The following is a 23,607-nucleotide window of genomic DNA, read 5'->3' as shown; positions in this document are numbered from 1 at the left end:
AAAATAAATGGAAGAACTCAATGTTTATTACATGAGTCCTTCCATTTTTTATTTGTCTATGACACGTTAAATGTCAAAAGCTATTCATTTTCGTTTTTGTTTCTGCGATAAACGAAATATCCTACCACTACACCTATAAATATTATCGTTATTGCAGTGATTAAAGCAAACAATGTCCGTTCGAATTTAATATCAATTGTGTCTTTCGATTTCTTGTCGTTTGTACGCGTCGATTCTTCATCACTACTTGAATGATATTCGTATTTACCAGATGCGGCACTTTTGTTTTCTGGCGTTTTTAAGTCAGGCATAGAACCTATTTCTCCAGTAATCAATGCCAAAACTTGTTTATCTAAATTTTTATAGTAATCTCTTGATTTTAATGGATTAAAATATTGAAATTTAAAATAATTTGTTCCCTTTTGTAACTCATTTAAAAACGCATTATCTGAAAAACTTTGACGTCTTACAATAGAAGTAATATCTTTGTCAGATACACTATCAACATTATTATTAAGCTGTTTAACTTGGTTCAAAATAAAAGGATTATATTTAAAAGAACCTGGAGACATTTGATTAAATCTATTAACTAATCTGCTGTCACCTTGATTTGAATTTTGACTTTTTTTCTCTGTTCTCAAATCTCCATAAGTCACAACATTATTGTTACTGCCTGCTATATTTTCATTTGATTGTGCATATTGCTTATTTGCATTTTGATTCTTACCATTATATAAGTTTGAAGATGTGTGTTCATTTTGAGAACTTCCTGAGTTTGAATGATTCACTGAACTGTCTGATGTATTATTTTTACTACCCTGGTTATAATGATTTGATCCAGATGATATGTTGGGGCGCAGTGGTTTATTAGGCTTCGGGGGTTCTGTGGTATTGTTATCTCCTCCGCCTTCACTCGGTTGTTCTGGTTTAGGTGTTTCTGTTGAACTTCCCCCATCATTTTGTGGTTTATCAGGATTTGACGGTTCTGTTGAATTATCGTCTCCACCTTCACTTGGTTGTTCTGGTTTAGGTGTTTCTTCTGAGTCATCTCCACCACCTTGTGGGTTATCAGGGTTTGATGGTTCTGTTGAATTATCTTCGCCACTTTCTCCTGGATGTTCAGGTTTTGGCTTCTCTTCTGAGTCATCTCCGCCACCTTGTGGGTTATTCGGGTTTGTCGGTTCTGTTGAATTATCGTCTCCGTCCTCACTTGGCTGTTCTGGTTTAGGCTTCTCTTCTGAGTCATCTCCGCCACCTTGTGGGTTATCAGGGTTTGATGGTTCTGTTGAATTATCGTCTCCGTCCTCACTCGGCTGTTCTGGTTTAGGTTTCTCTCCTGAATCGTTGTCACTATCCCCTGTATTGTTTGAACCCGATGATTGATCATCTTCCTCTGACTTATCTGGCTCAGTAGCATCGTCTGAATCACTATTGTTAGAGTTACTATCATTTGGTTGTTCCGATGATGGCTTCTCTTCAGTTCCGTTGTCACTATCTCCTGTATTGTTTGAATCTGATGATTGATTGTCTTCCTCTGACTTATCTGGCTCAGTAGCATCGTCTGAATCACTATTGTTAGAGTTACTATCATTTGGTTGTTCCGATGATGGCTTCTCTTCAGTTCCGTTGTCACTATCTCCTGTATTGTTTGAATCTGATGATTGATTGTCTTCCTCTGACTTATCTGGATTAGTAGTAGTGTCTGAATCACTATTGTCTGAATCATTGCTATTTGGTTGTTCGGATGATGAAGTCGTTATAGCATCACTACTGGTTTTATTATCAGTTTGATCAGAATTTGAAGGTATTTCATTCTCACCTGAATTATTTACTGGCTTAGTGCTATTTTGCACATTCCCATCTATATCTGATGCATTGATACGCTTATGGTCTAAATCAGTATTATTCATAGTCGTATTCTTATTGTATTCATCTAGTCCTGTCTCTGCCCCTTGTGTCGGTTTAGAAATTAATGTAGCACTTAGTGCAATTGCAAAGCTAGATACAATAAATTTATGTGAAATATAATTTTTCATAATCTCACCTCCAAATAAATTTTCTTATATTCCTTATCAGTATATTAGAAATCGTACTATTTTTCATTAAAATCAGGCTTTTGAAAGAAGAAATTAATCTATTTGAAATTAATTGTAAAAAGCTATTTACAAATAAAGGTATAATTATTATACTAGATATATAAAATAAATTAATGTGAAGGAGTTTTCCGAATGGGACTTTTTAGTAAAAAAGAAGATACACTTGATGTATTTCAAAATGCAGTAGAATCAAGACGTACAATATATAGTTTAGAAAAAGAAATTTCAATATCTGATAAAGAGGTAGAAGGTATCATTGAACATGCAATTAAACATGTTCCATCTTCATTTAATGCTCAATCAACTCGTATTGTATTGTTATTAAGCGATAATCATAATAAATTTTGGGATATAACAAAAGAAGAATTAAAAAAATCAATGGGTCCTGATCGTGAATTCCAAGCAACTTCAGACAAAATTGATAACTTCAAACATTCATATGGTACAATCCTATACTTTGAAGATCAAGAAGTTGTCGAAGGATTGCAAAATCAAATGCCTAACTATGCTGAGAACTTTGCCATTTGGTCAAACCAAACAAATGCAATGCACCAATTTGCAATTTGGACTGCATTAGGTACTAAAGGTATTGGCGCATCATTACAACATTATAATCCACTTGTAGACGTAGCAGTAACTGAAGCGTTCGATATTCCTGCTACTTGGAATCTTGTAGCTCAAATGCCTTTTGGTAACGTGCGTGATGAAGCTGGAGAAAAAGAATTTCATGATGTAAGCAAACGCTTCTTAGTAAGAAAATAGTTTGTTGGATTTTTTAAACATTAACAATAATACATGCGCTTAGGGTATCAACCCTTTCCAATTTATAAAAACCAATTCGTTTAAGGCACTGAACGGCACTGAACCCTTAAAATGGGAACTTAATAAAAACACTATTTTCTAGGATGCTAATTTCCTGAACTCTATAGGAGATAAGTAGCCTAGTTTTTGTTGAATTCTAACTTTATTATAGTTTTCAATGTAATTTTCGACAATATCTATTACAATGTTATTAGAGCTCTTGAGCTCTTTGTTTAAGTAGAATGTTTCACACTTTAGCGAGGAATGGAAACATTCAATCGGGGCATTATCAGCTGGCGTTCCCTTACGGGACATGCTTCTGGTAATGCTTTTTTCTTCGCATAATTTATAATATTCATACGATGTGTAAACACTTCCTTGATCGCTATGAAGTATACAACTATCTGGAATTTCTAATTGGTTCAAAGTCTCGTTTACTAAATTTTGATTCTGATGATTATCTATAGTATAAGCAACTATTTCCCCGTTATAGACATCCATAATTGACGATAGATACAACATTGTATTACCGAAAGGTAAATAAGTAATATCTGTTACAAGTACTTCTAATGGACGATTTGCATTAAAATTCCTCTGTAACAAATTGCCTATTTTATAAAATGGATTACCTGGTTTTTTAGATTTTTTAGGTTTAACCCTACAATTCAATTCGTTTTCTTGCATAAGCCTTTGCACTTTCTTGTGATTAATTTTTTCCTTACTAAATTTATTTAATTCAGCAGTCACTTTCCTATAACCATAGGTATATTTGTGCTTATGACAAATCGATTTAATTGCTTCTAATTCCGAATTTGTTTCATGTTTTTTACATTTCCAGCGATAATAGGTAGATTTGGGTATGTTAAATACCTCTAATATCATTTAAACTGTATATTTTGATTCTAATGCTTCAACCACTTGTATTATTATTTTGGGCGACACTCCCTTTCCAATTCCTTGTACTTTTTTAAAATTTCTAATTCTGCGTTTTTTCTTTTATTTTCTATTTTTAATTGTTCAATTTCTGAAAGTTCTTCTAATCCCTTTCCGTAGGAATATTGTTTTCCAACTTGTTGATGAAATCTATAATGTTCACCATTTTGGTACCATTTCCACCAAGTTTTCACTTGTGATCTATTTCTAATGTTTAATGTATTCATAATTTCTTTTGCACTATATCCCTCAATTTTCATTTCAATAGCTTTATTTTTGGTTTCTAGTGAATAAGTAACTCTTTTCATAGAAAAACACCTCCGTATAAATTCATTTTAGTATGAATTCAACGAAAGTGTTTTTATTTTATTCCCACAATTTGGGGTCAGTTCATAAAATGAATTGGTTTTTTTATTTAAATATTTCGATTTTGAGTATGCACACTTCTCACGTACGCATTTTGTAACTTCATTGAAAACTGCCCGCAATTTTGAATTTTCTGAATATATCTAGTATATTTATGCTAACAACAATTTAAGGGGCGATCGAGATGAATATAGAAATCTTTCAATTTAAAGTGGAACCAGCGAATGTTGCATTAAATGAAGAAATAATTACGAATTGGTTTGCCGAGTATGTGACAGCAGAGACAGATATCGTAGTTTTACCGGAAATGTGGAACAACGGTTATGCCCTACCTCAACTAAAAGAACTTGCTGATAATCAATTATCAAGAAGTTTTGAGTTTATATCAAAATTAGCAATCCAATATAAAGTTGATGTAATTGCAGGTTCTGTTTCAAATAGTATGAAAGATAACATCTACAATACTGCTTTTGCCGTTTCAAAAAATGGTTATTTAATAAACAGTTATGACAAGGTACATCTTGTGCCGATGTTGGATGAACCTTCATTTTTAACACCCGGTAATGCAGTTCCAGAACCCTTCACTCTATCAGATGGAGCTAAAGTTGCACATATTACTTGTTACGATTTACGCTTTCCTGAATTACTTCGCTATCCAGCGCGTAAAGATGCACAAATCGCTTTTTATGTTGCACAATGGCCAGCGGTAAGATTGAATCATTGGACTGCCCTCTTAAAAGCGCGTGCCATTGAAAATGATATATTTGTAGTTGGTTGTAATGCTTGTGGAGATGATGGCAAGACTGAATATGCAGGTCATTCTATCGTGATTAACCCTAATGGTGAAGTTATAGCAGAATTAAAAGAAAAACCAGATCATTTAACTTGTGACATTGATTTAGATGAAGTAACGAATCAACGCAATACTATTCCAGTATTCAAAAATTTAAGACCACATCTATATAAATGATTTCATAATAAAAACCGTGAGCTTGGGAGGGGCTCACGGTTTTTGTAACTTATTATTAAGGGAATGTTTTTACAGTTATTTCTCTATCTATTTTTGGGGATGTTATTAATTATGAAAAAAATTAGTGAATTTACCGATTTTAATGATAAATTGAATGATGTTTACGATAGCTTACATGTTAATACTTTAAATTGTCTCTGTTATAGACAATGTTAAAATAATATTAGATTCGAGACTGGGAAGGTTCTGCAAATCTAAATTGGGAATGCTTAAATTAATAAGCGCGTTGTGTACTCAGTAAGTACTATTTTACGAAATCACTAATTGCTGCTGAGATATCTTTTGTCACTACATCAGCCTCCTCTTGTTTGTATTAAAATTGAAAAACGATAACTAATTTTTGTAACTATAACAACTATACGAAGAAAGTACAGTTACAATATCAGCGTGTCAATTAAGCTCCTGCTCAAAAGCTTAATTAACTTCATCATTCAAATCAAAATTCAAACAAAAATTGATTAAATGATTTGTAAAATGCTATCACTTCTTTGTGATACAAGTACATTTAACCATGATTTTGAGCTTATTCGTTAAAAAATCCCTAACTCGTCATATTTCATTCCTAAATGTTCACTTTTTTATGTTAAAATTAAAGAGATAAAGATTAGCAACAGTTAGGAACACAAAATATACAGTTAAGCAATAAGACGCATAAAACTTAATTAAAATTGTATAATACGTCTGAGGAGAGAAGCCCAATGTTAAAGTCTATAGATAGCAAAATTGACCGTTTTGCTAAATATCTACAACAACGTAACAACTTAGAACATATTGATTATTTAAAGATGCGTTTAGGTATGCAAGTATTTGTAGGCAATATAACTAAAACAATTATAACTTATGGCGTTTCAATCCTTTTCCAACTCTTTTTTTACACACTAACTGTCCATTTATCGTACTTTTTAATTAGGCAATATGCACACGGTGCACATGCAAAATCTTCTTTTGCATGTCATGTGCAGAATTTATCTTTATTTGTTTTACTACCTTGGCTAATCGGGTATATTGGAGTGTCTTCATTAATTATGTATCCATTAGCAATAATTGGTTTCATTATATTAATGATATACGCACCTGCTGCTACGAAAAAGCAGCCTATACCACAACGATTAGTAAAAGGTAAAAAAATAAAGACAGTCATTGTAACTTTATTATTAGTAGTAATATCAATGTTTTTCAGTGAGCCTTATCAACAATTAGTACTTTTAGGCATTATTTTGATTGCTATCGCTCAACTACCTATATTTTTCCCTAAGGAGGATGTTTAATTATGCATATCTTTGAATCTATTTTTAGTATAATCGCGAAGTTTTTCACAGTACTAGGTGCAGTAGCTGGGGCAAGACCTTGTTATGGATATTTTGATGAGACGGAAGTACCTAAAGAAATTACAGATTTATACGAATAATTGTCCTAGAGAGTGTGTAGAGTATGGCTATTTTAAACACAATAATGTTATCAATATTTCAAGCATTTTTGCTTTTCATAATTATTAAAATTTTAACAAATGTAACTTATACTTTGAGGGATTATATTACCATTATTGGGATTATAATCCCTTCAACCATTTTATTCTTTTATTTTGACACAAAATCGATGTTATTTTTATTGTTAGCAAGTGTTGTCTTTATGTATTTTAAAAATCGCTTCATGGGTGTTGTATCTGTACTTGTTAGCTTTTTCATCCTTTATATGGCCAACTTTCTTTCAATTTGGTTAGCAACATCCTTGCAAGATTTAATTTCAGGGAATTATATATTTAATTTAATATACTATGTAATTTTCGTTTCTATAATAATTGTTTTTTCAATACTTGGTAGATTTCTTTTTAAACTATTAACCACTTCTGGTTTATCATTAAATAAAATCTATTTAATCATTGTTTGTGTTTTTCTATTGACCGTATTGTTATTAATTTATTTTTATTTACCTGATCGTGTTCTTTCTTTTGGAGATATAAAATTTTTAGTCGTAATGTATGCCGTATTAATCATTACGATAGCTGTACTTATCGTTACGATTTCTTTTAGTATTATTCGTCAAATTCAGTACAAACGTAATATGCGTGAAATCGAGAATTACTATAAGTACACTTTACAAATAGAAAAAATTAATCATGAAATGCGTAAATTCAGACATGACTACGTCAATATATTATCAACGATGTCGGATTTTATTAGAGAAAATGATATGAAAGGTTTAGATCAATACTTCCATGAAGAGATTTTACCTATGCAAGACAGTATGCAAATGAACGCCATTAAAATTAATGGTATTGAAAATCTAAAGGTTCGTGAAATCAAAGGATTATTAACAACAAAAATTTTACAAGCTCAAGAAAAAAATATTAGAATTAGCATAGAAGTACCTGAAATAATCGAAAAAATCGAAATGCCTATTATTAATTTGAGTAGAGTTATTGGCATTTTACTTGATAATGCAATTGAAGCTTCTGAAAAAATAGTGGAGGACCCACTGATTCGAATTGCTTTTATCAAAAATGAAGATGATTCAGTGATGTTTATAGTTATGAATAAATGTGATACTGATATGCCTCGAGTACATACCCTATTCCAAGAGAATTTCTCTACAAAAGGTAAAAATCGTGGACTCGGACTTTCAACATTAAAAGAATTGACTGATACGACTTCTAATGTTTTATTAGATACAACGATTGATAATAACTATTTTATTCAAAAAGTAGAAATATTAAATACTGATTCATAAGGGTGTGAAGATATGAAAATATTCATATGTGAAGATGATGAAAGACAACGTGAGAATATGATTTCAATTATCAACAACTACATCATGATTGAAGAGAAGCCGATGGAAATTGAAATTGCAACTGCCGATCCTTATGAAGTTTTAGAACGTTCAAAAGATTTAAGTGATATAGGATGTTACTTTTTAGATATACAATTGGAAGCTGACATTAACGGTATCAAGCTTGCCAGTGAAATTCGTAAGCACGATCCTGTAGGTAATATCATTTTTGTTACAAGTCATAGCGAGCTTACATACCTTACTTTTGTTTATAAAGTAGCAGCGATGGACTTTATTTTTAAAGATGACCCAGATGAATTAAAGTCTAGAATCATTGATTGTTTAGAAACTTCAGAATCTAGGTTAAAATTACTTTCTAAAGAACGCACTGTCGAAACAATTGAATTAAAACGTGGAAGTAATTCGGTATATGTCCAATATGATGATGTTATGTTTTTTGAGTCCTCTTCTAAATCTCATCGATTGATTGCGCACTTAGACAATAGACAAATTGAATTCTATGGTAATCTTAAAGAACTTAATCAGCTCGATGACAGATTTTTTAGATGTCATAACAGTTTCGTTGTTAACAGACATAACATTGAATCTATTGACTCAAAATCTCGCATTGTATATTTCAAAAACCAAGAACATTGCTTTGCTTCAGTAAGAAATGTTAAAAAAATATAATAAAAAGACTTAGCAAATTATGCTAAGTCTCAGAACGTAGACAAACCATTTGCTGTAAAAGCATTTGGTTTATTTTTTATAAATATAACTTATTTTTAAAAATAAAAAAGTGGTCTTTCAGACCATTTCTGGCCCTTTTATGAGCCACATTGCCATTTTCTTAAGATTCATGGCAGCACAAATCAGCGTGGTATCCATGGAAACTTTTTTGATACCTCTATATCGTGTCCATCTCATACCATGCTGCTCTTTTGCATCTCCAAATCTTCTTTCAATTGTTTGGCTTCGCAATTTATATTGAGTTTTTATAGTATCAACAAATCTCAAATCTTCAACTATATCTAAATCATTTTGCCATACGTGTCGTCTTATTTGTTTGATAGCATCTTTACTCTCTGTACATTGATTTAACAAAGGATAATGACGGCATTTATTAGGGTTGGATACATACAATCTGTGACCTGTTGGCATTGTTCGTTTAAATATCAATGTTTCATCGTTAGGACAAATATAATTATCATAGTATTCATCGTAGATGAAATCCTTAGTTCTAAAATAACCTGGTTTTCCTTTAGGTCTCGTGTAAGGCATTGCTGGGATAATCGTTTTTTCAAGTAAGTAATGCGCGTTAAAAGGTGTTTTATATCCAGAATCAACAGCTAATGTGATGGGCAACATATTTTTCACTTCTAATCTTTCAATCATTGTTTTGAGTTGTGTACTATCATGAACATTACCAGGTGTCACGTGTTTATCGATGATAAAGCCGTTTCTATCTACGCAAGCATGTAAGCTATAAGCAAATTGTTTTTCGCGTTCTCCTTTTACATAGTAACCAGAGTCTGGATCAGTCGTACTTACTTTTTTACTTTTGTATTCCTCCTTCTTTTTCTTTTTTATAGGCTTTTTTCCTTGAGATAATCTTTGTTCATTAATTTCATTATCTAATTCTTCTTGGAAATGAAGAGAATCTTTTTTCACTAATTCAGTTATATATTTATTTTTATTTGCGTTTGCCTTTATATGTGTTGAATCAATGAATAAAGATGAATGATCTATTAAATTATATTTGATTGCGATTTTAAGAATTCTTTCAAATATTTGTTCAAATAAATCTGTATCATGAAAACGACGTGTATAGTTTTTACTAAATGTACCGAAATGAGGTACTTTATCTAAAAAGCTATAACCTAAATACCAACGGTAAGCTACGTTCGTTTCTATTTCTTTTATCGTTTGTCTCATTGACTTTATTCCAAATAATCTTTGAATAAGTAATATCTTAACTAAAATTACAGGATCAATTGATGGTCTTCCATTATCAAGACAATACTTGTCTTCGACAAGTTCATAAATGAAATTTAAACCTAATATACTATCTACTCTACGTAATAAGTGATTACTAGGAACTAATTCCGATATTGAAATCATTTCATATTGATCTCTTTTATCGATTGATTTATTCAACATTACAAACACCACCACTGTTTAATTTAAATATATTATATTATTTTTGTTTAAAAAATGGCAGTAATTTGTGCCGACTCCTGCGGGAAAAGCACTAGCCGAAGACTACAGGCTGAGGCTGTGCCCGCGGAAAGCGTGCACAAAAAAAGTGCCAACAAAGTCGGAGACTTTGTCGACACTCTGAGACTTAGCAAATTATGCTAAGTCTTTTTTTTACTGTTTAGTTAACGCTTTATTTACTTCACTTAAATTTGGAATACTCTCTATAGCGCCATATTTTGTAGTAACCATTGCTGCTACATAATTACTAAATTCTAAAATACTTTGACCTTCATTTTTCAACAATTGATTTATATCATTTGTATTCGAGGTTACGATTCTACTAATCAAAGCTCCAATAAAAGCATCTCCGGCACCTGTCGTATCAATCGGCTGTACTTTAAACCCTTGATGCGTAATAACTGTACCGTCCTTCAAATATATCATAGCTCCGGCAGCACCTTTAGTATAAATAACCGCTTCTACATCACCTTGAAATAACCATTGAATTGCTTGTGCTTCGTCACTCTGACCTGTAACAAACGTCAATTCTTCATCAGAAATTTTAACAATATTTGCTAACGGAATAAATGATTGTATTGCTTCTTTACATGCATCTTCACTATCCCACAATGGCAAGCGAACATTGGGATCAAATACAACTGTTCCCCCTGCTACTTTAACTTTATCAATCAATGCTTTGTGTGCATATTTCATAGGACTTTCTACTAAATCCACCGAACAAAAATGTAGCACATCGTTTTCCATTACATCAATTCCTGCTACTGCTTCAGTTTGGTACAGCATATCAGCAGAAGGTTTACGATAAAAGGAAAAGTCTCTTTCACCGTCTTTGGTTAAGCTTACAAAAGCTAATGCCGTATTAGCCTCGTCTGTACGTTTTAAATACTGTGTACCGACATCTAAATTTTCTAACGTTTCAACTATTAAATCACCAAATGCATCATTCCCTAATTGAGTAATCATTTCAGCTTTGCCACCTAATTTAGTGGTCGTACATGCAACGTTACAGGGTGCGCCTCCCACTTGGCGCGAAAACCCTTCAACATCTTTTAATTTAGAGTCTGTCGTATTAGGTATAAAATCGATTAACGCTTCACCTATAGCAAGTAGTCGTTTCATACTTCCTCATCCTTTAAATCATATTTTGTGAATTTTAAATATACTTGACCAGATTCTGTTGATGTTTTAATTCCTGTAGCTTCATCATCTGTAAAAATTCTAGAAGTCATGACACGTTCACCATCGTTGCAGAATATTTCGACACTCGATGTATCTATAAATAATTGTAACTGTGTCAATGGCGTATCCAGATAGGTTGTTCTTGTTGTACTGTCGACTGGGTCTGGTAACAAACCACTTTCACTACGATCTAACGTTAACTTTTGTTCTTTCTTATTATAAGTAATCAGTGTTGTTTGTGTTTTAGACGTACGCACTTCAAAATATACTTCAGTTGAATCGTTTTCTAAAATATCGATAATCAATTCATATTGTCTTCCTTCATATGGATACAATTGTCTCGTGAATTTATTCGCATATCCTAGTGCTGTTTCTTTATTTGTTCTTAATTGTTCAAGGGATTTTGCAGGTCGTTGTTTTAAATTACCTGCTTCAATCGATAGTACACGTGGAATAGTTAGACAATGTGCCCATCCGTCAACATCAGATGGATAATTAATTTCCGGCAACCCCATCCAGCCAATTAATACCCGCTGTCCATGTTCATCTATAAATGTTTGTGGCGCATAAAAATCAAATCCGTGGTCAAGTTCAAAAAAGTCGCCATGATTCATTGTTAAATTATCAATGTCGTATTGTCCCATAATATACCCTGATTGATAGATATTTTTAAAGCGTTCACCTTCTTCATCAATACCTTGTGGACAAAATAACAACATGTCATATCCATCCAAATTAAAGTAATCCGGACATTCCCACATATAACCAAATGAATCTAGATTCGTATGAACTTCGCCTTGAAATTCCCAATTCACAATATCCGTTGAACGATATTGAATCACTCTACCTTGACCTTGTTCATTTTGAGCTCCAATGACAGCATAATAGATACCATCATTTGAAAATACTTTAGGATCTCTGAAATGCTGAGTATAGCCAAATGGCGGTTCAGCAATGACGGCTTTAGGAAACTTTTTAACTTCACCTTGTGCATTTACTTTTGCAATATGTTGAGTGGAAATTCTATTCCAATCCTCATCACGATGATTTGCAGTGTACATATAATACATATGGTTATTATATTCAAATGCACTACCACTATAAACGCCATGGCTATCATCTTTCGTATCTGGCTTTAATGATGCGCCCATATCTTCAAAATGTACTAAATCTTTACTTGTATATGTATACCAATATTTCAAACCATGAACAGGTCCTAACGGAAACCATTGATGTGATATATAATAAGTTCCATCGTAATATATCAGTCCGTTAGGATCGTTTAATAATCCTGTTTTAGGTTGTAAATGAAACGTTTGTCTATACTTAGATTGATTAACTTGAAGTGTTAAATCATCTAATGTTTGCTGATCAACGTCTTCATATCTTTGATAACGTTCATCTCTTGTCCACTCAGCCATTACTGTGTTCCTCCTACTATCAATATTCAAACTTTATTTTACATAATGGTACCGGTTCCATTACATTTCATTATATAATATCATGCTTCACTCAATTTTTAAATGAAAGACTCACATCAATAATGATACGCTGCTCTATTGATTGATGTTGAATCAGTTGATTGAGTTTACTCATTGCTACTTCACCAGCAAATTCAAAATGATAATTAACTGTATGAATTGAAGGCGAGACAATTTCCGTAACTGGATCACCACCAAAGCCTACGATAAACTTGTCCTCATTTTGCGTAGCATCTTCTGAGATCACTTTATGTGCAGCTAATGCGATAGAATCTGTGGCTCCCACAACTGCGTCATAATTAGCTTGAGCTTGCAATATTTTTGATACATCGATCATTGCTTCATTGTAATTAAATGAGGTTTGCGAAATATGTGGTTTGACATTATATTTCGCTAAGCCACTGATCAAGCCTTTTTTTCTATGTATACCAACAGCTATATCAGTTTCTGTAACTCCAAAAAATTGGATACTTTTAAATCCCTTTAATCCGAGCGCCTCCCCTACCATATAACCTGCATGAAAATCATTATGAATGATACTGTGCAAGTCCTTATGTTCTTGACCGACAATGATAACAGGAACATCAATTTTATTAATCACTTCCATATGTCTATCTGTAATTTCTGTAGCCATTAAAATAATGCCATCGACTTTACTTCTATAAAACGTTTCTAGAGCATCAATTTCCAGTTCTGTATCGATATTTGTATAATTTAGCAATAATCTATAGTTCAAATCATCACAAACTGTCTTCACACCTTTGATTGTTTCATCTACAGCGTAAGAGTTCATTCTAGGTATGATTGCCCCTATCATATTGGTTCTATGCGCTCGTAGACTTTGTGCAAACTGATTTGGTTGGTAATCATTTTCTTGAATAATTTTATCCAACTTCTGCTTAGTTTTTAAACTTACCGAGCCATTATTAAGATATCTTGAAACTGTACTCTTCGATACGCCAGCAATTTTTGCAATATCAGATATATTTTTCATATTCTCTCACTCTCATCAATAAGCTATTCTCAATATGATTAATTCTATCATATTGCAATCGCTTTAAATACTATTTAAAATAAAAACCAACCTGATACCTTAGGTGTTTTAACCTAATAATAGCAAGTTGGTTGATCTTTCATTTATTCAGCTTTTTGAATTGTAATTGTCCAAGAAGCATCATCTAATTGTTCATAGTTTGTTATCCGATATCCTTTTTCAGCTGCCCAATTAGGTAGTGCCTCTGTTGCCTGAGTACAGTCAAAGTCTATTTTCAATTCTTCACCGTTATCCATTGTTTCCATTTTCTTTTGTGCTTCTATTAGTGGAAATGGACAAACCATTCCTACCGTACCTAATTCATGTACCATAATTAAATTCCTCCCTAATATATTTAAGTCGTTTGAGTTTGTGTTGAGACCGTATTTTCACTAGCTTGTTGGCGTTGCGCTTTTTTCATAGGTTTTATAAATATAAAGTAACTCATAAACCAAGCTCCCAAAATCATAGACGCAAGTGCAATCCAACCTTTCCATGACATCGCTGCAGTTTCTACTAAACCGTTACCTATTGAACAACCGCCAGCTACAGAAGCGCCAAATCCCATACATACGCCACCGATAACGCTATTGCGTATTGTCTTTTTATCAGGCATTCTCCATTTGAATTCTTTAGCACCTTTCGCAGCAATATAAGAACCAACGAATATACCTAGAACAAGGAATACACCCCAGTCTATCAATTTCAAGTCACCAGTTACAAAGAATTGAACTATATTTGCAGATGGTGTTGTAATACCAAGACCAGACATTCTACCTGTTGATTCACTTACAGGCCATGCGAGTAATGCAATTAGCCCAACAGCAATTGCTGCAACAAACGGGTGATATTTTTTCTCGAATAAATAGTGTCTTATACCTGTATATTTTTGCTTTAATTTTGGTATAGCAAATTTAGGTTTTGGTTTACGTAACGTTTTTACAACAAGAAGAATTGTGATGATTGTAAGTAACGCGACCCAAATCCATGTTGGTATACCAGTCGTTTGTGACATACTTGCATTAACATTTGTTGGTTTGTTCACACCATTCATTAATGGTAACAACAAACCATATTTTGTTGCCGCTGCAGTGAAGCCATAAGCAATAAGTGCCATCCAGCTTCCTATTAAACCTTCTCCAGCTCTATACCACGTACCTGTAGCACAACCTCCAGATAAAATAATACCAATACCAAAAATAAATGAACCTATTACTGTTCCGATAATTGGATACGTAGATTCTGGAATTTCTACTAAGCCTGTTGATGTTAAAATTAATAACCCAATACTTTGTACGGAAATTGCAATTAATAATGCATAAAACATTTTATTGCTTTTTTGAACGTACATATCTCTAAATCCACCAGCTAAACAAAATCGCGTTCTTTGCATAACAAAGCCTAAAAGCGCACCAACAATCAGTCCACTGATTACTAACCACGTCATATTATTACCTCTTTCCCGATAAAATCAATATGATTTATCATATTAAACTTTCCATTAAATATCAAGCCCGTTTGCTCATATTTTATAAAGTGTTAATTGTCAAAATAACTGTAGTTGGTAGTAATCATATAACTAAATACAAAAACTAGCTTTTTTAAACACTCACCACCTAACGTGTGTCTCGTGTAAATAAAAAAGCTAGCCTATTTTCATACGCTTTATTTGTTACTATAATTTTTCATAAAGAAGAGTAAAGATTGTAATTCAATACCTAAATCAATATGATGTACCTGAACATCCGATGGTGTCAGAACACGACTTGGTGTAAAGTTTAAAATACCTTTTACACCTGTTTTTACTAAAGTGTCAGCAACGTGCTGCGCTACTTCTTCAGGTGTAGTTAAAATCACTACATCAATATGTTCTTGTGCTAATATATCCGTAATTTTATCAAACGGACTGACTGTTACTTTCCCTATTTGCGTCCCTATAATTTCATCTCGTATATCAAAAGCTTCCGTTATTGTCATCTCATCATGTATTGAGAAATTGTATGTTAATAATGCTTTCCCTAAATTCCCAACACCTACAATTGCAATTTTTATCTCGTCATTTTCACTTATCTCATTTTTAAAAAAATGTAATAAGCTATCTATATTATAGCCATAGCCTTTCTTGCCTAATTCACCAAAATATGAAAAATCACGACGAATCGTTGCAGAATCAATGTTCAAGCCCTCACTTATAGTTTTTGAATTAACTCTATCTATGCCTTTAGATTTCAAAGTATTGACGAATCTATAATACAACGGTAAACGTTTCAATGTGGCACGAGGAATCTTTTCGCTTTGATTAGCCAAGATCATGTCCCCCTATTTCATTATCTATTGCTGATTTATCTTATAATCACTACAACATTATACATTATTGAATAATAAAAATAAACAATGATAGTTTTAACCACGCGTTGAATACTGTAGAATGATAATGAATAGAGAGGTGCAAATTGGATGATATTATTACAACTCAATGACTTAACTAAATCATTCGACGGAGAAGATATTTTTAATAATGTAGATTTTGAAGTTAAAACTGGTGAACGTATTGGTATCGTAGGACGTAATGGTGCCGGAAAATCTACTTTAATGAAAATCATTGCTGGCGTCGAGACATATGATAGCGGTCAAGTTTCAAAAAGCAAAAATCTCAAGCTTGGTTATCTAACACAACAAATGACTTTAAATACGAATCAAACTGTTTTTGATGAAATGTCGAAACCATTTGAAAGTATGAAAAAATTAGAATCAGAAATGAAATTTGAGACAGATTGGTTAGCGCAACATGCTGATGAATATGATACTGAGTCATATAAGACACACATCGATCGCTATGAATCTTTATCTAATCAATTTGAACAACAAGAAGGTTACCAATATGAAAGTAAAATTAAAACTGTACTGCACGGTTTGAATTTTAGTGAAGCGGATTTTAATCGTCCTATTAATGATTTTAGTGGCGGTCAAAAGACCAGGTTATCTTTAGCCCAGATGTTACTTAGCGAACCTGATTTGCTATTACTTGATGAACCTACAAACCATTTAGATATGGAAACAACTCAATGGTTGGAAAGTTACCTTAATTATTTCAAAGGCGCTATCGTTATTATTAGTCACGATAGATATTTCTTAGATAAAATTGTCAATCAAATTTATGACGTTGCGCTCGGCGATGTACAACATTACGTAGGTAACTATGGACAATTCATAGCGCAAAGAGATAAATATTATGAAAAACGTATGCAAGAATATGAAAGTCAACAAGCTGAAATTAAAAAACTTGAAACATTCGTAGAAAAAAACATCGCTCGTGCTTCAACTACGGGCATGGCAAAAAGTCGAAGGAAAATGTTGGAAAAAATGGAAAGAGTTAACAAACCTATGATTGATGCTAAAAGCGCCAATATTCAATTCGATTTTGATAGAAATACTGGAAACGATGTATTTCATATTAAAAATCTAGAAATTGGATATGAAGAAGCCATAACAAAAGGCATTAATATCGAAGCCACCAAAGGAGACCATATTGCAATCATTGGTCCTAATGGTATTGGAAAGTCTACTTTAATCAAAACAGTCGCTGGTCTCCAACAAAAGATCAGTGGAGAAATTACTACAGGTGCAAATTTAAAAGTTGGTTATTACGATCAAAAACAAGCTGAATTTAAATCAAACAAAACAATCCTTGATTATTTATGGGACCAATATCCAACAATGAATGAAAAAGATATTCGCGCTGTCTTAGGTCGTTTCTTATTTGTACAAGATGACGTCAAAAAAATCATCAATGACTTGTCTGGTGGAGAAAAAGCGCGTCTTCAACTTGCTCTACTGATGCTAGAGCGCAATAATGTGCTTATTTTAGATGAACCAACTAACCATCTAGACATAGACTCTAAAGAGATGCTTGAACAAGCGTTGTCAGATTTTAAAGGCACAATCTTATTTGTGTCACATGATCGCTATTTTATAAACGAACTTGCAAATAAAGTTTATGACTTGGACACTACTGGTGGGACAATGTATTTAGGTGATTATCAGTATTACATTGAAAAATTAGAAGAAAAAGCAGCAATTCAAGCGAAAAGAGAATTGGATAACCCTACAAAAACAGAAGTAAGTGCATCACAAAATCATAATTACGTTGACCAAAAACAACAAAAACGAGAGCAACGTCAAGTTGAACGTAAAATAGAACAATGTGAAACAAATATTGAAATATACGAACAAGAAATAAACAATATAAACGAACAACTCACACAGCCTGATGTCTATTCTAATCCAGAAAAAGCAAATGATTTAGCAATTGAAAAAGAAATAGCCGAACAAAAATTAGAACAAGTCATGGATGAGTGGGCAGAATTACAAGAAATGTTAATATAATCGTTATAAGTGCAATTGAGCTAAAGTAAAATTTTCTACTTTAGTTCTTTTTTTATGCTCATTCTATTCACACTACCTTTGCTGTTATAATAGCTATCCACAGAGTTATCCTACTTATCCACAAGTAATAAGTAACTATTAGCTGTTTTCAATTTTCAGATATCAACCTATATCCACAAACATAACCACTACTTATCCACAAGTTATGCACTATTTGTTGATAAGTACGCACGTTCCCTATTGACATTCCATTCAAACTATAAATTACTCAAAACGAAAGGTATTTGTTTAAAATGGAATGCCATGTCATAATTATTACGAGTTTACAGCAAAATCGTGAAAGGATGTACAAAAATATGCCTACGTTATTATGGTTTCTAATTGCTTTTATTCTAGGAACGACAATACTGATTATTACTACGACGATTGCTGCTAATAAAAAATTAAAGCATGATTTACAAAATCTATGGACTAACCAAAAATCACTAGAAAACTTTATTCGTCCTAACCATAACTATAGTTATGAGTTTGACACATATAGAAATAGATTTGATGAAAATTTATTGCTAGATGATAAAACCTGGTCTGATTTAGATATGGAAAGTGTATTTCATAGTATGAATTTTAATTTTACTGCAATTGGCGAGATGAGACTTTTTGCTACACTAAGAAATATGTATAAAGTAAAAGATGAAAATTTAATTCATCAATTTAAAACAAATATTTCATTTAGAAATTACGTTTCTCTGCAATTAGCAAAAATTGGTAAAGCTATTTATCCTATTTTTCCAGATCAATTATTACATATTAAACGAAATAATTTTTTTATGCTATGTACATATTTACCTCTTATTTTTATGATTCTAACTTTCTTTTCACCTAGTGAAGGTATAGCTTTAACAATCGCTTCTGTTATATTCAATATGATTCTTAGTGGCTCGTTAAAAAAGACGTATAATCAAGATTTAAATGCAATATTTTATACATCTACAGTCATTAAAAAAGCACATACATTACAAAAACTTGAGGATACACCTAATCTTGATGTCGATTTCAGCCATTTTCGTATAGCTCGTAGATTTAGTGGTTTATTAGGTCGTGTTAATTCTAGCGAAGATGCCTTTGTCATATCTTTACTAATAAAAATAATTTTTATGCTGGACTATCATATCTTCCACTTAATTCAAAACAGTTTTAAAAAATATGAAGATGAAGTAATGTCTTGTTATAAATATATTGCGAGCATAGATAATCATTATGCCGTAGCACTTTGGCAAGAGACGTTGGATCATTACTCACTTCCACAAGTCAATAGAGAAGACTACCTTGAATTTGAAGAATTAACTCACCCTCTTATCTACGAAGCGGTATCTAATGATATGAGTATAAATAATCATATACTTTTAACGGGGTCCAATGCTTCAGGTAAATCAACGTTTATGAAAGCAATTGCTCTAAATTTAGTATTAGCTCAAGCAGTAAACACTGTTACAGCAACGAAATTCATCTATAAACCTGGCGTAGTTTATACCTCTATGGTTAATCAAGATGATATTTTAACTGGAGATAGTTATTTTATGACTGAAGTCAAATCGATACGACGCTTATTCGATATAACAACCTCCAACAAAATATATTGCTTTATTGATGAAATTTTTAAAGGAACCAACACTACAGAACGTATTGCAGCTTCAGAATCTGTATTAAGCTACTTGAACCAACTACCCGGTTATAGACTTATTGCTGCTACACACGATATAGAGTTAGCTACTTTACTAGAGAAAAACTATGCAAATTATCATTTCAATGAATCCATTTTAGAAAACGAAATTGCTTTTGACTTCAAGGTAAAACCTGGTAAAGCCGATACTAGAAATGCTATAGAGTTATTACGTATTATGCAATTTCCAGAACAAATCTATAAACGCGCAAATTCTTTCACCTCAAAAACCAATTAATCAAAAAGATAAGGCTGGGACATAATTACATGTCTCAGCCTTATCTTTTTATAATTTATTCTGCATTGATCATCCAAGTCACACCAAATGGGTCATTAAACATACCATATAGTTCAGACCACTCTGTCTTAGCTAATGGCATCGTAGCTTCACATCCACCTTCTATCGCTTTATTAAAAAATGCTTCTGCTTGCTGTTTGTCCGCTTCATTTGAATAATCAAAAGTAAAAGCCACAATCGCACCACTATTATCAATTTTTTTATTTTTCATTGTATCACTACAATAGAATGTTTCACCTAAAATTTTAAATGATGCATTCATAGTAAAGTTCTTATCAATATCATATTCCTCTGGCATATCTGCAAACATTTCATGATCACCGCCAACACGCTGTATGTCAGTGGCCCCTAAGTGCTTTTCATAAAAATTTAACGCTGCTAAACTATTTTGAAAGTTAAAATATTGAACTGATTTCATTAAAATAGCCTCCTTTAAAAATAATATTTTTAAATATCCTTAGACTCTATTGTTATTAGCTAATGTTTTACTAAATTACCTATACCCTTATTTTTCAAATATAAATAAAAAAACACCAACCAATCGACAAATTGAACTGCACCCAGTCAAGTAGATACTTAAAAAGTAAAAACTTTGAAGGGAGCATATCCTATCATTCAATGGTTGGTGTTATTATTTTTAGAAAATATATTAAGCGCATATGTTGTCATGAATTCATCTTTTTAAATATCAACTAATATTTAACTGAAAATTGTTCAATATCCATACTATTAAAACCGTTTAATGTCATATCAGCAGTTACGCCAGCCTGATATAAATAATGGCCTGCTGAACCAATCATGGCAGCATTATCTGTGCAAAGACTAGGACTCGGTATACAAAGTTTGATGTTATGTGATTCACAGGCTACTGCTAAATTTGCTCGTAACCCTTTGTTACTTGCCACACCGCCTGCAACAATCAGTTGTTTAACATCATAATGCTCACAAGCTGAAATAGCTTTACCGACTAAAACTTCTACGACACTATTTTGAAAGCTTGTTGCTACATCTGCTTTGTTAATTGCTTCACCTTTTTGTTTTAAATTATGCAATTTATTAATTACTGCACTTTTCAAACCACTAAAGCTGAAGTCATAGCTATCTTTTTCAAGCCATACTCTAGGAAATTGATAATTATCTTGTCCTTCTGCTGCAAGACGGTCTACTTGGGGACCACCTGGGTAACTTAGTCCAATTGTTCTCGCTACTTTATCATAAGCTTCACCCACAGCGTCATCTCTTGTCTCTCCTATAACTTCAAAGCTTAAATGATCTTTCATATATACTAATTCTGTATGTCCACCTGAGACTATTAATGCCATTAAAGGAAACTGTAAAGGCGTTTCTAAATGGTTCGCATAAATGTGACCAGCAATATGATGAACAGGTATCAAAGGTTTATCATAAGCAAATGCCAAGGCTTTCGCCGCATTAATTCCCACTAATAATGCACCAATCAATCCTGGTCCTTGCGTTACAGCAACTGCATCTATATCATGCATTGTTACATTTGCTTTAACTAACGATTCATCAATCGTTGTTGTTATTCCTTCAACATGATGTCTACTCGCTACTTCTGGCACTACGCCACCAAAACGTTTATGGCTCTCAATTTGACTCAATACGATATTACTGAGTATTTCTGTACCATTCTTAATAATACTTACACTTGTTTCATCACAACTCGATTCAATTGCTAATATTAATGTTACTTCACTCATTAAAATTCACCCACATAACTAATGCATCCTCGCCTTCACCGTAATAATTTTTTCGCTTACCACCATATTTAAAACCTAAGTTTGTATAAACGTGTTGTGCTACATCGTTATCTACGCGCACTTCTAAACTCATCATCTCACATTTTTCTCGGACAAAATTCATTACATATTTTAATAAAAGTTGGCCTAAACCGTAACCCCTATATTCATTATCAATAGCGACGGTTGTAATTTGTGCTTGATCAATAACTATCCATAAGCCAATATAACCAATTATCTTCTCATTAAATTCAATAATAAAATAATTTGCAAATTCATTTTGCTCTACCTCGTGATAAAATGCATCAATCGACCAACTACTGTCATTAAAACTATTTCTTTCTATATCAAATACCTGTGGCACATCTTTTGTGTTCATTAATCGTATATTTAACTCTTGTTCTGTTGGTTTAACCAATTTCTCTCAGCCTCTGATATTTTAATATAGTTTGGTTTAAATTGATGAATGTCCTCTGCCGTTTCAATAAGTGGTTTCATATTTTTAGCTAGTGGCACATTCGCAACACAGGTACTATCTAATAGTTCCTCTAACTTCTCAGTGTCCATCCCTACAAACATGTATGGTTGACCCGTCTTGTGCAATAAATCCAATAGTTCTTCAATAGGTAGATACTGGTCTTGTTCAACTTGGACTAATTGATCCGTTTCATATTGGTATACACCTGTATAAACTGCTTCTCTTCTTGCATCAAACACAGGTACAATCAATCTCGTATCTTCTTTAATCGTTGCAGCAAGCGCCTTTAATGAGGACACGCCATACAACTCAGCATTTAAAGCATATGCTAAAGTTTTTGCCACTGTTACACCTATTCTTAAACCAGTATATGAACCTGGCCCCTGTGCAACTACAATGACATCGATATTTTCTTTCAATACTTTACTTTCAGCAATAACTTGTTCGATTGCTGGCATTAACTGTACTGAATGATTTACTTTTTCATTTGAATTCAATTCACTTAACACCTTATCATCTTGCATTATAGCAACTGACAATGGCTGGTTTGACGTATCAATCAACAGATAGTTCACGTTCAACCTCCTCCTTTATTTTTGCATAATGTCCACCTTGTGCTTCTAATTCTATATTTCTTTCCGATTCATTTAATGTCGTTATATTAATAGTTAAAGAAGACGGTGGTAAAAACTCAGAAATAAATTGACTCCATTCGATTAAAATAACTGCTTCATCTTCAAAATATTCATCAAAGCCTAAATCTTCTTCAGAGTCTTCTAATCTATAACAATCCATATGATGTAACTTCAAATTTAATCCTTGATATGATTTTATAATATTGAACGTTGGTGAATTAATATTTCTTTTTACACCTAACGCTTTTCCAATAAATTGACTTAATGTTGTTTTACCAGCACCTAAATCACCATTAAGCAATACAAGGTCGCCGGCTGATAAATACTTCGCTAGCGTTGTAGCAAAAACCGCCATTCCATCTAAATCCTTTATCTTAATCATATTCCTCTCCCTTTTAAAGCAACTTCACAATTTATTGTGATTA

At 32.6% G+C, this 23,607-nt stretch carries 21 protein-coding genes and 1 pseudogene; 8 read left to right on the top strand and 14 right to left on the bottom strand.

Annotation, left to right across the window (positions count from 1 at the left end; translation table 11 throughout):
• Positions 1-80: 80 nt before the first annotated feature.
• Positions 81-2,036, bottom strand: coding sequence for an SdrH family protein (locus tag AAA453_RS06155; RefSeq protein ID WP_427706916.1), 1,956 nt, complete (start codon positions 2,034-2,036; stop codon positions 81-83).
• Between the two features lie 192 nt (positions 2,037-2,228).
• On the opposite strand from AAA453_RS06155, the gene AAA453_RS06150 reads away from it, so the two are divergent.
• The gene (locus tag AAA453_RS06150; protein ID WP_046466289.1) at positions 2,229-2,858 is read left to right on the top strand and encodes a nitroreductase family protein; all 630 of its coding nucleotides are present in this window, start codon (positions 2,229-2,231) and stop codon (positions 2,856-2,858) included.
• A gap of 138 nt (positions 2,859-2,996) precedes the next feature.
• Here AAA453_RS06150 and AAA453_RS06145 read toward each other — a convergent pair.
• Positions 2,997-4,138: pseudogene (locus AAA453_RS06145) on the bottom strand (IS3 family transposase).
• A gap of 242 nt (positions 4,139-4,380) precedes the next feature.
• Between AAA453_RS06145 and AAA453_RS06140 the strand changes: the two are divergent.
• From AAA453_RS06140 to agrA, 5 genes are all read left to right on the top strand, one after another.
• Entirely contained in the window at positions 4,381-5,166 is a 786-nt protein-coding gene (locus AAA453_RS06140; protein ID WP_427706914.1) for a carbon-nitrogen family hydrolase, read from the top strand.
• Between the two features lie 758 nt (positions 5,167-5,924).
• Positions 5,925-6,494: an accessory gene regulator AgrB gene (locus tag AAA453_RS06135; RefSeq protein WP_427706912.1), complete on the top strand. Its 570-nt coding sequence runs from the start codon at positions 5,925-5,927 to the stop codon at positions 6,492-6,494.
• Positions 6,495-6,496: 2 nt separating this feature from the next.
• Complete coding sequence (gene agrD / locus AAA453_RS06130) at positions 6,497-6,634, top strand: cyclic lactone autoinducer peptide AgrD (protein WP_427706910.1); 138 nt, start codon at positions 6,497-6,499, stop codon at positions 6,632-6,634.
• A gap of 23 nt (positions 6,635-6,657) precedes the next feature.
• The gene (gene agrC, locus AAA453_RS06125) at positions 6,658-7,953 is read left to right on the top strand and encodes a quorum-sensing sensor histidine kinase AgrC (RefSeq protein ID WP_427706908.1); all 1,296 of its coding nucleotides are present in this window, start codon (positions 6,658-6,660) and stop codon (positions 7,951-7,953) included.
• Between the two features lie 12 nt (positions 7,954-7,965).
• Positions 7,966-8,682, top strand: coding sequence for a quorum-sensing response regulator AgrA (gene agrA, locus AAA453_RS06120; RefSeq protein WP_285323961.1), 717 nt, complete (start codon positions 7,966-7,968; stop codon positions 8,680-8,682).
• Between the two features lie 117 nt (positions 8,683-8,799).
• Here agrA and AAA453_RS06115 read toward each other — a convergent pair whose 3' ends face one another.
• From AAA453_RS06115 to AAA453_RS06085, 7 genes are all read right to left on the bottom strand, one after another.
• On the bottom strand, positions 8,800-10,152 hold the full coding sequence (locus tag AAA453_RS06115) for an IS1182 family transposase (RefSeq protein WP_427706906.1): 1,353 nt from the start codon (positions 10,150-10,152) through the stop codon (positions 8,800-8,802).
• A 210-nt stretch (positions 10,153-10,362) separates the two neighbouring features.
• Positions 10,363-11,331, bottom strand: a complete 969-nt coding sequence (locus AAA453_RS06110) for a carbohydrate kinase family protein (protein WP_427706904.1) — start codon at positions 11,329-11,331, stop codon at positions 10,363-10,365.
• Entirely contained in the window at positions 11,328-12,812 is a 1,485-nt protein-coding gene (locus AAA453_RS06105; protein WP_427706902.1) for a sucrose-6-phosphate hydrolase, read from the bottom strand. Before AAA453_RS06105 ends, AAA453_RS06110 begins: the two co-directional genes overlap by 4 nt.
• 91 nt (positions 12,813-12,903) lie before the next feature.
• Complete coding sequence (locus AAA453_RS06100; protein WP_427706900.1) at positions 12,904-13,866, bottom strand: LacI family DNA-binding transcriptional regulator; 963 nt, start codon at positions 13,864-13,866, stop codon at positions 12,904-12,906.
• A 143-nt stretch (positions 13,867-14,009) separates the two neighbouring features.
• The gene (locus AAA453_RS06095) at positions 14,010-14,237 is read right to left on the bottom strand and encodes a sulfurtransferase TusA family protein (RefSeq protein ID WP_427706899.1); all 228 of its coding nucleotides are present in this window, start codon (positions 14,235-14,237) and stop codon (positions 14,010-14,012) included.
• A gap of 23 nt (positions 14,238-14,260) precedes the next feature.
• Entirely contained in the window at positions 14,261-15,352 is a 1,092-nt protein-coding gene (locus tag AAA453_RS06090; RefSeq protein WP_427706897.1) for a YeeE/YedE family protein, read from the bottom strand.
• A 218-nt stretch (positions 15,353-15,570) separates the two neighbouring features.
• Positions 15,571-16,218, bottom strand: coding sequence for a redox-sensing transcriptional repressor Rex (locus AAA453_RS06085; protein WP_176721552.1), 648 nt, complete (start codon positions 16,216-16,218; stop codon positions 15,571-15,573).
• Positions 16,219-16,362: 144 nt separating this feature from the next.
• Here AAA453_RS06085 and AAA453_RS06080 point away from each other — a divergent pair, with 144 nt between their 5' ends.
• Positions 16,363-18,291 (top strand): ABC-F family ATP-binding cassette domain-containing protein, encoded by a 1,929-nt coding sequence (locus AAA453_RS06080; protein WP_046466301.1) that lies wholly within the window; start codon positions 16,363-16,365, stop codon positions 18,289-18,291.
• Between the two features lie 356 nt (positions 18,292-18,647).
• Positions 18,648-20,249: a MutS-related protein gene (locus AAA453_RS06075; RefSeq protein WP_427706896.1), complete on the top strand. Its 1,602-nt coding sequence runs from the start codon at positions 18,648-18,650 to the stop codon at positions 20,247-20,249.
• A gap of 55 nt (positions 20,250-20,304) precedes the next feature.
• On the opposite strand, the gene AAA453_RS06070 is transcribed toward AAA453_RS06075, so the two are convergent.
• The 5 genes from AAA453_RS06070 to tsaE all read right to left on the bottom strand — a co-directional run bounded on the left by AAA453_RS06070 (position 20,305) and on the right by tsaE (position 23,564).
• Positions 20,305-20,727, bottom strand: a complete 423-nt coding sequence (locus AAA453_RS06070; protein WP_427706894.1) for a VOC family protein — start codon at positions 20,725-20,727, stop codon at positions 20,305-20,307.
• A 274-nt stretch (positions 20,728-21,001) separates the two neighbouring features.
• Positions 21,002-22,030 carry a tRNA (adenosine(37)-N6)-threonylcarbamoyltransferase complex transferase subunit TsaD gene (gene tsaD / locus AAA453_RS06065; RefSeq protein ID WP_427706892.1) on the bottom strand — a complete coding sequence of 343 codons (1,029 nt, stop codon included), beginning with the start codon at positions 22,028-22,030 and terminating at the stop codon, positions 21,002-21,004.
• A complete protein-coding gene (gene rimI, locus AAA453_RS06060) occupies positions 22,023-22,487 on the bottom strand; it encodes a ribosomal protein S18-alanine N-acetyltransferase (RefSeq protein ID WP_427706890.1) in 465 nt (154 codons plus the stop codon). The genes tsaD and rimI overlap by 8 nt, the downstream gene beginning before the upstream one ends.
• Complete coding sequence (gene tsaB / locus AAA453_RS06055) at positions 22,460-23,122, bottom strand: tRNA (adenosine(37)-N6)-threonylcarbamoyltransferase complex dimerization subunit type 1 TsaB (RefSeq protein ID WP_427706888.1); 663 nt, start codon at positions 23,120-23,122, stop codon at positions 22,460-22,462. Before tsaB ends, rimI begins: the two co-directional genes overlap by 28 nt.
• The gene (gene tsaE / locus AAA453_RS06050) at positions 23,103-23,564 is read right to left on the bottom strand and encodes a tRNA (adenosine(37)-N6)-threonylcarbamoyltransferase complex ATPase subunit type 1 TsaE (protein WP_427706886.1); all 462 of its coding nucleotides are present in this window, start codon (positions 23,562-23,564) and stop codon (positions 23,103-23,105) included. The genes tsaB and tsaE overlap by 20 nt, the downstream gene beginning before the upstream one ends.
• Between the last annotated feature and the right edge of the window lie 43 nt (positions 23,565-23,607).

Source organism: Staphylococcus parequorum, from assembly GCF_039237145.1.
Lineage (GTDB): Bacteria > Bacillota > Bacilli > Staphylococcales > Staphylococcaceae > Staphylococcus > Staphylococcus equorum_A.
This window is presented reverse-complemented; position numbering and strand designations above follow the sequence as displayed.